Origin of the sequence: Paenibacillus sp. FSL R5-0623, assembly GCF_037974265.1 — a bacterium.
Classification (GTDB): domain Bacteria; phylum Bacillota; class Bacilli; order Paenibacillales; family Paenibacillaceae; genus Paenibacillus.
The window spans coordinates 3,714,031-3,726,911 of sequence record NZ_CP150233.1 but is presented as its reverse complement, the minus strand read 5'-3'; the positions used below and the strand labels follow the sequence as shown (position 1 = coordinate 3,726,911).

Sequence of the window (12,881 nt, the reverse complement as noted above, 5' to 3'; positions counted from 1 at the left end):
GTCCAAAAGCTTTAGACCTATATAAAATTACACTTTATACTTGGCATTGATTATATGGTGATTATCAGCATTGCCTTCCCCATCATACTCCAGTTCATCATATATGAACAAATTTCATTGAATGGATTTGAATGAACAATGTCTGTAGTTATTTTAGGAATAAAAAAGCCGCTAATATAGCGACTTTCAATGAGAACATGTTCTTGTTTCTCGACATTTTTTTACTAACTGCTATTTTACACAATGAAAAATAAACGATCTATTCTCCAAATTTGCTTGTTTAAATTCCCAATCACCATATGTTTTAATTTTTGAAAAACCGATTTGTTTCAGCGACTCATCAAGTTCTTCTTGATTTCGAAACCTCAGCTGCATTTTTTCATGAACTAACACTTTTTCTGTTTTGGTATTTTTCACTATTTCATAGAAAGTGTAAATATCTCCCTCGAACCCTTCATATTCTGTATAAATTTCCAAAGGATCTCCGCTTAGTCTATCTTTAGCGAAGTCAGGAGTTTTGTCCTTCTCCCATTCTTCCCATACTTTTACCAAAGGGTTTCTTGTATCAAAAATAAAGTGACCCCCAATTTTTAGGGATCGGAATACGTCTGAGATCACTCGCTTCCAACTATCATCTGTAAGAAATACCTGTGCAACATTGGCTGTCATAATTACCGCATCATAGGTATTGGTTTGTAAATCTGCACTATCACCTATAATCCAATTCACATTTCCAGAATTATCTTTACTTCGCGCCATTTCAATCGCTTCTTCATTGGGATCTATAGCGGTAATTTTATAACCGTACTGAACAAGATGAGTAGTCCATCTTCCTGTTCCACAGCCCAGGTCAGCTATAGATTCAACTTGTAATCTCTTTAACAATGAAAGGAAAAATTCATCGTCTTTTCCCCAATGGTTAATCTGGTCATATACTAATGGAATCATAAATAATGTCTCCTCACTTTCAACAGCATTTTACTGTGCTCAACAGTCAGTTTGATGTCTCATACATAACCTATATGGTTTTATTCTCATTCTTTGATCCAAAAACTTCCCTGGTTGCTTCTATAAAAGATAACATGATTGGTGAAAGCCACTTGTCTTTATGCCACAACATCTGTGTATATACCTGCAAGTCCGGAATTTGCCATGGGAGGACAACAAGTTCTCCGCGTTCAACTTCAGATTCCACGACGATCTCAGGAAGAAAGGCAATACCGATGCCTGAAATTGCACATTGTTTAATGGCTTCCGCACTTTGAAACTCTAAATATGTAATGTTATCAATGCCCTCTTTCTCAAATGACCGATCAAACATCGTTCGATAGGGACAACCCTTCTCATTTGTCAGGAACACTTCTTCATGAAAATCTTCCAATTGCAGCACAGTTCGTTTGGCGAGTGGGTGATCTGGAGCAGCTAACAATCGGAAATGTTCTTCCAGCAAAGGCTCCACGGAAAGTCCACTCGAGCGAATGGGTTCATCCAACATATAAACCAAATCCGTGGTTCCCTCAAAGAGCGTTTGCTTGAGTTCTTGATTCGGAACTGAGCGGAAGATTAGACGAACTCCCGGATGCTGCGAACGAAACCGTTGGAAGACAGGTGGAAGCCGATAGGAACAAATAACCTCATTCGCACTTATCGTTAAGGTACCACTTAGTTTTTCATTATCATGGACAGCACTACGAGCTTCGTCCATTTTTTCAAGAACGCCTTGGGCGTGTGTTAAAAAGCGTTTACCCGCAGTTGTGAGTGCGAGTTGCTTACCCAACCGATCAAAGAGGCGAACACCTAGCTCGTCTTCCAATGCTTTGATTTGCATCGTGACGTTGGAAGGAACGTAGCTCAGCGCTTCTGCTGCCCGCGTGAAATTCAATGTTGTTGCAACGGTACAAAACGTATTCAGTTGACGAAATTCCATCCGATGATCCCACCTTCATCTTTCAATTTTATTGAATTCTATTATGAATTCTATTCACTTTTATTGAGAGTATCACAGCTCTATACTGAGTACAAGAGATCACAGGGAACATGTGGTTTTTCATTTTGAAGGGAGAGACTATACGATGGATTATGAAATTTTTAATTTGGGTGATGTCATCTTACAATCAGGAATGACGTTACCAAACGCTTATCTGGCTTATAAAACTTACGGGAAATTAAATGAACAGAAGGATAATGTTATTGTCTATCCAACGGCTTTTGGAGATCAGCATATTCAGAATGAATGGCTCATTGGCAGCGGGATGGCACTGGATCCAGAGAAATATTTTATTATCGTTCCCAATTTGCTGGGCAATGGACTCTCTTCTTCTCCCAGTAACACGCCTCCTCCATTCGATCAGGCTAACTTTCCACAGGTAACCATCTATGACAACGTTCGATTCCAGCACCAACTGCTGACCGAAAAATTCGGTATTCAAAAGATTGCTCTCGTCGTTGGGTGGTCGATGGGCGGCATTCAGGCATTTCAATGGGGGGCAAGTTACCCGGAGATGGTCGAACGAATCGCGCCTTTCGGAGGCATCGCCAAACCTTGGCCACACACATTTGTGGTTCTGGAAGGCGTGAAAGCTTCACTGCTCTCTGCAGTCGGTTTCGACTCAAGTAAATTAAACCAACTAAGTTCGACAGACATGCGTGCCGTTGGTCGGGTGTATGCAGGATGGGGACTATCACATGCATTTTATAGAGAAGAGCATTACCGTGAGATGGGATTTGACACATTGGAGGATTTTATAGCTGGTGTCTGGGAAAATAGCTTTATGAATATGGATCCGCATAATGTTCTGGCCATGTTATGGACAGGGCAACATGCAGATATCAGTGCAAACCCCTCTTATAACGGAGACTTTGATAAAGCACTTCAGAGCATAAAAGCTTATGCCTGTATCATGCCGGGAAGCACGGATCTCTTCTGCACAGCGGCCGATAATGAATACGAAGCTAAGCGTATACCTAATGCTGTCTTGAAACCAATTCAATCGATCTGGGGCCATTTTGCCGGTCGTGGAATCAACAGTGCCGATAATCAATTGATTGATGACAATCTAAAACACTTGTTGTCACTTAGCACTAATGAATAGATCGTCAATTGCATTGGATGTCTGTCAGGCCTAGCAAGTCCCTGTTCTGCTCTAATGCCAGTCTCATTTCTATGGCTTTCATCTTTAGTTCCACCGGATAACTCACTCTGGTTGCCATTACAAACACACCTCCAAGATGATATCCCTATCTTACGACAAGGTTTCATTTTCTTGAAGGTGTGTTTGATTAATACATATTCCTAATGATTATAACTACAATTAAGTAAGTACAGTCATCGCCTCTCTTGTGAATGGAACCAGATCATCAATACGTCCTTCTTGAATTTTCTTAACCCATTCAGGGTCGACTAGAAGAGCACGGCCTACAGCAACCAGATCAAACTCATCATTCTGAAGTCGTTGTACCAATCCCTCGATACCGACGTTACTTGCGCCTTTACCTTCTGTGAACAGACTTGTAAAGTCACCATCAAGACCAATCGATCCAACAGTGATTGTCGGTTTACCAGTCAGTTTTTTGGTCCAACCAGCAAAATTCAGATCAGACCCTTCGAATTCCGGCTCCCAGAAACGGCGTGTGGAACAGTGGAAGATATCGACTCCAGCTTGAACCAACGGTGCAAGAAGCTGCTCTAGTAATTCCGGTGTTTCAGCCAATTTAGCCTGATAATCATCTGTCTTCCACTGAGACAAACGCAGTACAATAGGGAATTCCGATCCCACTACTTTACGGCAAGCCTCAACCACTTCAACTGCAAAACGTGTGCGAGCCATCATATCTCCACCGTAACGATCTGTACGAGAGTTGGTTTTCTCATACAGGAATTGGTCGATCAGATAGCCGTGTGCTCCATGGATTTCAACACCATCGAACCCAACGCGTTTCGCTTCTGAGGCTGCTTTTGCGAATTCCTGAACGATTGTAGCAATCTCAGCTTCCGAATAATCATTAACATGACCTTTGGCTCCCATATGCCAGATCTGTGGAATAATTCGACCGCCAGCTTCATGTACTTCAGATACAACATGTGCCCAACCATTCATTGCAGCTTCGCCATAAAAGTGAGGCACATTGGCTTGATTGGATGCATCCGGATGATTAATTATTGTCCCTTCCGTCACAATAAGCCCGACTGCGTTCTCTGCTCTGCGGCGGTAATAGCCCGCAACATTCGAACCCGGGATACCGTCCGGAGAAAATTGACGCGTCATCGGCGCCATCACGATCCGATTGGATAACTTCAAGTGACCTAACTCTACAGGTTGGAACAATGCTTCTACGGATTGAGAATAATTCATAATAACCTCCACATATTTCGTATTATATAAATTGACCTAGGAGATGTTAAACAGCAACCAGCCTGGTTAACAGCTAGACGTTATTTCCAAATGAATCAATACACGATTTTTATCAAAAAGCCCCACCTCCTTCAAGGTTTCGTGGTGTATTAATCCGCCTTTAATTATTTTTGACTTCGTAGTCAAGAATTCCACAAAAAAAAGATCAAGACATGATCATGCCAAATGAAGTACGCAGAACCGTCTCGATCTGTTCACGGGATGAACCTGATTTCTCCATAACTCTCACACCAAGAATGGTGTTATTTAGATAAGATGCAAGCTCTATACTCGTATACCGGTTGGAAATTAACTGTTGATTCTGGCCACTACGTATGATCTTCTCTAATACCAGTTGAATCTCTTCTACCATGAGCTCAGCTTCGCGTGTGACCTGCTTGTCATCTGTTCCGAATTCGAGTGATGCATTCACAATTAGACACCCTTGGCAGCTAGTTTCATCGTCTAAAAGGGAATATCGTAAGGTATCCAGTTTATCAACGGGAGACGAATCCAGGGCTTCAATCTGTTTCAGTTTCGCTATAACCTGTTCACGGTAAAGTGCCAGCGCCTTCAGGAACAACGACCGCTTGTCTTTAAAAACACAGTACAAACTTTGCTTTTTGACTCCTGTAGTACGCGTAAGGTCCTCATAAGAAGTTGCTTTGAAGCCTTGATTCCAGAACACTTCCATAGACTGTTGTAATACACGATCGACATCAAATTCTCTTGGTCTGCTCATGGGATTAATGTATCAGTTATTGACCATACAGTCAAGAACTGATCATTTTACATCCTGTTTGAAAAATGTTTATGTTTTTATCGTTCGCATACCTAGCGTATATTCACAAAATTCATCTATCCTGCCCGTTATCTTCTTTAGCCTTTTGTCTATATCGAATTATGGAAAGAGGTAAATTAACTACTCCAAGAATAAAAGAAGAGCCAATAGATATCCATTGAGATATTGAAGGATAATTTGGTATTCCGTCTCCTAAAGGACCTATTTTGGGTTGGTTGCTATCCCACAAAACATATAAGAGGCCAACAGCAGGTAACAATATGCAAATTACACTTGCAACTATATGTAACACATACTTGTTCAATCCTACCCCTCCATTTATTGTATTCATGTCTTGAACTCTGTTTATATTATCACGTTATCTAAAACGGGAAATTACACTAACCTACTCCTTAGTTTAACAAAAAAATTTCTCCTTTAAGATATTTCCTAAAATAGTTTTCAATAACTGATGGAAAATTTGCCGCTATGGATTGTTGTTCATTTGGATTTAGAGAATGGAATGCAAAAGTCCTAATGATTGACCAAATAAAAAATGCTTCCAATAACTCGACATAATTCTCTTCCAGTTGATTTACTTTGCTATACGATGAAATAAATACTTTCCTATTATCAGATGAAAGATGCAAAAATGTTTCAGCCATATCAAATAAATAAAAGCCATAGCCACAATTCGAAAAATCTATAGGTTGAGGAGTATCGTCATAAAATACATAGTTACTCTCATGAAGGTCAGAATGAATAACTCCCCAGTTACTTGGCAAACGTTTATGATTTTGTATCACATTTGCTATTTTATGTGCTGACTCTTCCACATGAACAAACACTTCACTTGAGATAAGCTCTAAATTTACTAACCATTTTAATTGATTAAGTGATGAATATAAATGATCAGAATTGTATATTGGCCTATTAAAGCCTTCAGGTGCATTCCACTGCATAGAATGTCTATGTAGAGCCGCCATTAAGAGAGCTAAATTTTCAGTTTCATTACTTGTTGGCTCTCTTTGAAGTACGCTTCCATGAATCCAATGATGAATAGTCAGCATGATTGTATTTTCGCTAAAATCAGTTGAGATTTCTGTTACCAGATCACCTTGAAGATTTCTGACCGGTGCAGGTACGACGAGATTTGTATCTTTAACCAAAGCTTCAAGCCAAATAAGCTCTGATGCGATATTCCCTTTTGATTGAATGGAAATCGTTGAGATATGGATTTTGATAAGAAACTTTTGATGATCATCGTTGGTCTGAACTTGAAATGTAACATTATCACTCTTTCCGAGATACACAAGTTTTTCCCAATAGATTGGGTATTGCTGTAAAGCTTCTTTCGCCACCTTCGCATAATCTTCTTCAGAAAGCATAGTATCCACCCCAGTTAATGTGATTTTTACTTCACAATTTTACCAAGTGAACTTTATTTTATGGTGATAAAAGTTGATTATAACTAAACTTTACTGCCCGGTAGTCGAATAAAGCCACCGATCCTGTTGATCGGCGGTCTCCTTTGGTTTCATGGAACTATTGTTTCCCTTTAGTTCAATCGACCTTCTTCGTTTACGATACTGTCCTCCGTGTTGTCTGTAACAGCAAGTTTTAGAGCCATCCTATGAGGGATGACCCTTTCGCTTTGTTATACAATCGTATACTTAGGACAATCGTTACGTTTTCTTTACTGGTATCAGATCCTACCCTGTGTATGCCATGGCATCCCATTGTACCGATAAAATAAAAAAAGCCGCTAAATTAGCGACTTCAATAGGACTATGTTCTTGTCCTTCGACTAAATATTAGTCCAGAAGGCTGTAGATCTGAATGCTCTCTACCTTGGCATCCTTGATATGAAACGACATCACATCCACATAATTGGATGGCTCGTAACGGTAGTCATCTTCCTCATCAGGGGCTCCATCGCCAAGCAGTTTCCCCTCAGGGTAGGCATTTTTGAGTGTGTCCAGGCTGTCTCCTGCTTTAATGTTTCGTACTGTCGCGTACTTAGGATCTGTGATTTCGATATGAAAGATGGAGTCTTGTTTGCCCTCCGGTATACTGATTGTTTTAATCTTCAGACCAGGATACGTGTATACCTTTTCTGTAAAACCGATTAACGTATCCATGTTTGTTCCATCGTCGGCGCTGTACGTATGAGATTTCAGATTATCCGATTTGCCCAGCATCTGTTCCATCTGATCTTCATTCGCTGTATCCGAAATTGCAATGGTGTGCTCATTATAGACAAAAGCAAGCTCCTTCAGCACCACATTGCCTTCCTTCTCCATCGAACCTTCCTTAATAGCTTCAGTACCCTTTTCTTCCGAACTTTCGGAAGCAGGCGCATTAGCATTTGTTGCTCCTTCGCCTTTGCTCTGTTCATTCGCTGTGTTCTGTCCGGTTGCTGGAGATGTAGCATCACTGGACTGACAGCCCGTTAATGCCACCGTTAGTAGAGCACCTAGTATGATAAAACCTGCAGCTTTCTTGGTTAACTTCATCATGATCCCTCCATAAATGTGTGATTTGTTCTTATGAAGTGATTATAAATAAAACATTTGTTAGTCTTATAACAGAAATGTACCAATCTTGTAACGTTACCTATTTAGGCTTGGGTTTAGATGCAAGTCTACGCACGAGGCAAAACAATCGTAACGGTCGTTCCTTCCCCGATTTGACTTTCCATGTCGATATATCCATTAAACCGCTCTACAATCTCTTTGCAAATAGAAAGTCCAAGACCTGAACCGTTCGCTGTACTTGCATTTTTCGCCCGGTAAAAACGTTCCTGCACTCGCTCCAGCTCATCGCCCGCGATGCCTATGCCTTGATCACGTATCCGTATAACTACCTCACTTGGCGTATGTTCCAACTTCAATTCGATTAGCGATGGACTGCCTGAATATTTGATGGCATTGTCCACAAGGTTCGCGATCGCATGGGACATCAGCATTGGATTCACGTTGGCGTAAACTTTTGTCGTACCCTCATCATCTGGTTCTTCCTCCACTTGACTGATTCTGATCTCGATACCTTTATCCTTAGCCTTGGCTCCCATATTCATTGTGACTTCCTGAATAAGTTCATTCATTTCCGTTGTCTCGACTTCCAGTTCGTTAGAACCAGCCTTGTCGAATCGGGATAACAACAACAGTTCATTAATCAAGCGTGTCAGTCGATCCGATTCCTGCAGCAGATGAGCATAGATTTTTTGCAGCTCCTTGTTCTCGTTCTCCCCTTCAACCAAGTATTGAGAGAAACCACGAATGGCTGCCAAGGGTGTTTTTAACTCATGAGATACGTTGGAGACAAATTGTTTCTGGTATTGAATGTAATCATGAAGCTGCCGCCCCATGGAATCCAGCCCATCTGCCAGCATTCCTAGCTCATCCTTCCGGTTTAGATGAACTCTCCGAAACTCCTGTCTAGAGAAACTTTGCGCAGCGCCAAGCAACAGCTTAATCGGCTTGGTAGTGTTGCGGGCAATCCACAGACTGGATAACGTAATCAGTACAATAAATCCGCCTGCACCGACAAAAAGGATATAACGGATTTGATCCATAATCGCATAAAAGTACGAAATGTCCTCCACGAACTCATACACATAAGCGTTTTCGTAGAATTGATCCTGAATGGGCGTCGCAAAATAAAGCAGATGATCTTCCGTGACGGTGTAGGCATAACTGCCGTTCAGGGCTTTCTCAATATTTTTTTCGAAAATAAGAGGTTTGCCATCATTAATGATGATGCCATCCACAGCCAGGCCCAGCAACTGCTTGGAGCTGTCATAGATACGTACTTCCTTGCCCGAAGCTTTCAGCTTCTCCAAAGCAAGTCTGACAATTTCCTTGGTCTGGGGCTCTCCTGAGGATGACCTATGCTGTGATAACACCTCACGGAAGGACAACTCGGACAGATCCGCTTTCTCCATCATCTGTTTCTCAATGGTAATGAAGCTGTAGTAATCGATGGCTTTATTCACCGCAAAAATGATGATGCCAAAGGACAGCACGGAGAAAAATAAATAATTCAGCAGTAACCGGGTTGCATACTTCAGGCCTCGCCACCTCCAAGTTGATAGCCAAATCCATAAATCGTCCTGACATACTTCGGTTCGTCCGCGTTATCCTCCAACTTCTTCCGTAATCGCATGATGGTCATATCCACACTGCGACTGTCTCCCATAAAATCATATCCCCATCCGATCTGCAGCAGCTCATCCCGGGTAAAGATTTTGTCTGGCCTTTTGAGTAACGTTTCCAGAATTTTAAACTCTTTGGCCGTTAAAGACACGGGTACACCGTTTTTCAGCACCCTGCGGCTTTCCAGATCAAATGTCAGCTCTTCATGAATGATGCGTGTAGATTTCAATTCTGTTCCTTCACTTGATTCCTCCTTGCTCTCGTTTCTTCTCAGAATCACCTTGATCCGAGCGAGCAATTCACGATTGTCAAAGGGTTTGGTCATGTAATCTTCCGCCCCTAGCTCGAGTCCCAACACCTTGTCGATTACCTCGTTTTTGGCTGAGAGCATGATCACAGGAACGGCACGTTTCCCGGTGATTTCCTTGCATAGATCATATCCGGAGCAGTCAGGCAGCATCAGATCAAGTACCACTATATCGGGTTGAAAAGAGTCGAGCAGCTGCAAGCCCGTTTTGCCGTCCTCTGCGGTCTGCACATCGTAGTTTTCTCGCCTTAGCACCAGCTCAATTAAATCTCGAATTGCGATTTCATCATCAATGACTAGGATTTTCTTCAACTGTACACCCCTATCAAGCCTTGTTTTCACCAGCTTTAATCAACTATTAACCTATCTTAGCACAGGCGATTTAGATTCCTCCACCAGCAGGAAGATGAGGTATATTCAAACGAACCCAACATAACTTGTAATAACCCCGAAGAAAGGAGAACAATCCATGGATCTGCTCTGGGTGCTCATTGTTGGTGGACTTATTGGCTGGTTAAGCGGCAACTTGATTGGGCGGGACGTACCGGGCGGTGTACTTGGGAACATTATTGCGGGTTTTATCGGTTCTTGGTTAGGAACGGAATTGCTGGGACCAAGGGGGCCGGTGATTGGTGGATTTCATATTATTCCCGCCATCGTTGGCTCGATTATTGCCCTGCTCATCTTCTTTGCTCTGGCACGCGGCGGAGCCTTCCGAAGACGTTAACAAAGAGAGACGGGAACTATACCGTCGTTCATTAAGGATAAACACAAAAGGACCGAAAGCATTCATCGATGGAAGATGAACATTTACGGTCCTTTTTTATTTTTTGAACAAAATCGCAATCAGTATGATGGTTGATTTTCGTTTTAAACGGTACGAGGTCCATAAGCACTAAGAAAGACGCGTACTCCTTCAGTGATGATACGTTTGGTTTGTTCCTCTTCGAATGCCTCTGTTTTTCTAGGTTGATTAAATACCAATAAAAACGTTAATGCAGCGAAGTGCTTTGTAGCCATTTCAGGATCGGGCACATGGAGCAATCCGGTTTGTCCAAACTCTGTAAACCTCCTGATAATCCCCTTTTCAGTTGCGTTATCCAGCCTTTCAAAAAACGAGTCTGGCAGGTTGGCGGCTTCCACCATAACCAGACGGATCAAAGCCATGTAATCGGACGAACCGTTCGCAGAAGCTACGATTTGTTCGCAAAATAAGATGAGCGCCTGCTTCAGATCCTCGAATTCCAAGAGGTGATCTGAAATCCCTTGCTCAATCATGTCCAGAACCGCCAAACTGGATTCTTCAACAACGGCAAGCAGTAGATTCTGTTTGTCGCCATAATAATCATAAACTGTCCGTTTGGAAACTCCCGCTTTAGCTGCGACCGCATCGACGCTGGATCGATCAAACCCATCGGAAAGAAACAGGTCTCGTGCTGCCGCCATAATTTTAGCTCTTTTGTCTGAAGAACCTTTGCGTATTTTCTTGTTTTCCGTATGATCCATTCTTACGTTGCCCCCTTATAGGTATACCAGCAGAAATTGATTGGAGTTCTGTTCTGTTTACAAACTACACTGCACGGTGTAGTATAACAAATGTAGCATATCAAATCAATGAACAAGGAGGATTCTATTCATGAAAACCGTGCATTCTTTTGTTGATGTTCTCATTGTTGGGGCCGGACCAACAGGGCTTACACTTGCCTGTGACCTTGCCCGTCGAAACGTGGACCATCGTATTATTGAACGAAGCTCCTTATTTAACGTTGCTTCTCGCGCCAAAGCAATCCAGCCCCGCTCCCTTGAGGTTGTTGATGATTTGGAGGCCGTTCGTTACATTATGGACACAGGTGTTGTGGATTTGCCTGTTCGTTATTATACCGCAGATGGCAGGAGTGTGGACAAGCCGGCTATTACCGTTGCAGTCAGCCCCGAACTTGAAACACCCTATCGTGATCCGGTTTGGATTGCTCAATATGATGTGGAAAAAGCATTGCGCGACCGATATGCAGTGCTTGGCGGTCAAGTTGAGTTGGGCATGGAAGCCATAAGGCTTGTTCAGGATGAGGATGGTGTAACGATAACCGTGAATTCACCACAAGGAGAAGAGCAAATTCGCGCTCGTTATGTAGTCGGCGCTGACGGAGGCAAAAGCAATATCCGCAAATTTGTTCACTTACCGTTGGTTGGGGAAACACACGATCATGAGCGATGGTATCTTGGCGATGTACGATTGGAAGGGTTAGATCGTGACCGTATCCATATCTGGACTTCTTCGGAGGGGATGGTCGGGGTGACGCCGCTGCCAAAATCCGATATTTGGCAACTGCAGGCTACAATTCCGGAAGACATCGAAGAACCAGAGCAGCCGTCGCTAGAGGCGTATCAAGCCATGTTTGACCGTCGCGCCGGGGCCGGACGTGTTCGGCTCATGGATGCTTCCTGGCTGTCCATCTATCGGGTCAACGTTCGTATGGTCGAATGTTACCGCAACGGCCGGGTCTTCCTTGCCGGCGATGCTGCTCATGTTCATTCGCCGGCCGGTAGTCAAGGCATGAATACGGGGATGCAGGACGCGTACAATCTCGGCTGGAAGCTGGGGGCTGTGATGCGGGGAGCGGACACCGCCTTACTCGACACGTACGATGAGGAGCGCCGCCCTGTGGCTCAATCTGTTCTTGAGGACAGCACGAAGAAGATGGGAGTGGTCATAGGAACGGCGACTGAAGGCGGAGGGTTGTCCCAAACTTTGAGCACCATATCCGACGATCTGACGAGTGGGCTACTCATTTCCTATCGCTCAAGTTCGCTTACCCGTCATCCTGCTCGAACAAATGCTACCCGTTCATTTCCTGGGGATCGTGCTCCTAATGCTAGGGGCCTGCAAGGCACGGGATTTGCAGGAAGTCTCTTTGACCTATTGCGAGGCCCACACTGGACGCTTTTGGCTTTTGCAAACAGCATCGATCCTTCGCTAATGAACTTCACCAACAACGAACTCCATATGCATTGTATCCTGCCATCCAACATGGAGGGGGCGGCGGAAGGTTTAATAGACACAGCAGGTAATGCCTATCGAATTTACGATGTAACAAATAAAGAACTCATATTGATTCGTCCCGACGGTTACATTGCAATGCGTACCTCCATTGATGATACTTCATCGATTTCGAATTACTTGATTCCATATATTGGGCAAACTGATTTGGATAAGGCCAGCGGGAAATAAGCTAAATTCAAGAGAA

The 12,881-nt window shown here is 43.1% G+C and carries 13 protein-coding genes; 3 read left to right on the top strand and 10 right to left on the bottom strand.

Annotation, left to right across the window (positions count from 1 at the left end; genetic code table 11):
* Nucleotides 1-231 precede the first annotated feature (231 nt).
* Together MKY92_RS16250 and MKY92_RS16245 are read right to left on the bottom strand one after the other, a co-directional pair.
* Entirely contained in the window at nt 232-948 is a 717-nt protein-coding gene (locus MKY92_RS16250; protein WP_339296913.1) for a class I SAM-dependent methyltransferase, read from the bottom strand.
* A 70-nt stretch (nt 949-1,018) separates the two neighbouring features.
* Nucleotides 1,019-1,927, bottom strand: a complete 909-nt coding sequence (locus tag MKY92_RS16245; protein ID WP_339296912.1) for a LysR family transcriptional regulator — start codon at nt 1,925-1,927, stop codon at nt 1,019-1,021.
* 145 nt (nt 1,928-2,072) lie between these two features.
* On the opposite strand from MKY92_RS16245, the gene MKY92_RS16240 reads away from it, so the two are divergent.
* A complete protein-coding gene (locus tag MKY92_RS16240) occupies nt 2,073-3,092 on the top strand; it encodes an alpha/beta fold hydrolase (RefSeq protein ID WP_339296911.1) in 1,020 nt (339 codons plus the stop codon).
* 219 nt (nt 3,093-3,311) lie between these two features.
* Here the strand turns inward: MKY92_RS16240 and MKY92_RS16235 are convergent, their stop codons facing one another.
* From MKY92_RS16235 to MKY92_RS16205, 7 genes are all read right to left on the bottom strand, one after another.
* Nucleotides 3,312-4,352 carry an NADH:flavin oxidoreductase gene (locus MKY92_RS16235; protein WP_339296910.1) on the bottom strand — a complete coding sequence of 347 codons (1,041 nt, stop codon included), beginning with the start codon at nt 4,350-4,352 and terminating at the stop codon, nt 3,312-3,314.
* A 205-nt stretch (nt 4,353-4,557) separates the two neighbouring features.
* The gene (locus MKY92_RS16230) at nt 4,558-5,133 is read right to left on the bottom strand and encodes a TetR/AcrR family transcriptional regulator (RefSeq protein WP_339296909.1); all 576 of its coding nucleotides are present in this window, start codon (nt 5,131-5,133) and stop codon (nt 4,558-4,560) included.
* Between the two features lie 112 nt (nt 5,134-5,245).
* Complete coding sequence (locus MKY92_RS16225) at nt 5,246-5,497, bottom strand: hypothetical protein (RefSeq protein ID WP_339296908.1); 252 nt, start codon at nt 5,495-5,497, stop codon at nt 5,246-5,248.
* An 88-nt stretch (nt 5,498-5,585) separates the two neighbouring features.
* Nucleotides 5,586-6,560, bottom strand: a complete 975-nt coding sequence (locus tag MKY92_RS16220; RefSeq protein WP_339301811.1) for a phosphotransferase — start codon at nt 6,558-6,560, stop codon at nt 5,586-5,588.
* 426 nt (nt 6,561-6,986) lie between these two features.
* A complete protein-coding gene (locus MKY92_RS16215) occupies nt 6,987-7,691 on the bottom strand; it encodes a hypothetical protein (RefSeq protein WP_339296907.1) in 705 nt (234 codons plus the stop codon).
* A 125-nt stretch (nt 7,692-7,816) separates the two neighbouring features.
* Entirely contained in the window at nt 7,817-9,199 is a 1,383-nt protein-coding gene (locus tag MKY92_RS16210) for a HAMP domain-containing sensor histidine kinase (RefSeq protein ID WP_339296906.1), read from the bottom strand.
* A 41-nt stretch (nt 9,200-9,240) separates the two neighbouring features.
* Entirely contained in the window at nt 9,241-9,948 is a 708-nt protein-coding gene (locus MKY92_RS16205) for a response regulator transcription factor (protein WP_339296905.1), read from the bottom strand.
* A 157-nt stretch (nt 9,949-10,105) separates the two neighbouring features.
* Between MKY92_RS16205 and MKY92_RS16200 the strand changes: the two genes are divergently transcribed.
* Nucleotides 10,106-10,363 (top strand): GlsB/YeaQ/YmgE family stress response membrane protein, encoded by a 258-nt coding sequence (locus MKY92_RS16200; protein WP_024630063.1) that lies wholly within the window; start codon nt 10,106-10,108, stop codon nt 10,361-10,363.
* Between the two features lie 143 nt (nt 10,364-10,506).
* On the opposite strand, the gene MKY92_RS16195 is transcribed toward MKY92_RS16200, so the two are convergent.
* On the bottom strand, nt 10,507-11,142 hold the full coding sequence (locus MKY92_RS16195) for a TetR/AcrR family transcriptional regulator (RefSeq protein WP_339296904.1): 636 nt from the start codon (nt 11,140-11,142) through the stop codon (nt 10,507-10,509).
* 130 nt (nt 11,143-11,272) lie between these two features.
* On the opposite strand from MKY92_RS16195, the gene MKY92_RS16190 reads away from it, so the two are divergent.
* The gene (locus tag MKY92_RS16190) at nt 11,273-12,865 is read left to right on the top strand and encodes an FAD-dependent monooxygenase (protein WP_339296903.1); all 1,593 of its coding nucleotides are present in this window, start codon (nt 11,273-11,275) and stop codon (nt 12,863-12,865) included.
* The last annotated feature ends 16 nt before the right edge of the window (nt 12,866-12,881 follow it).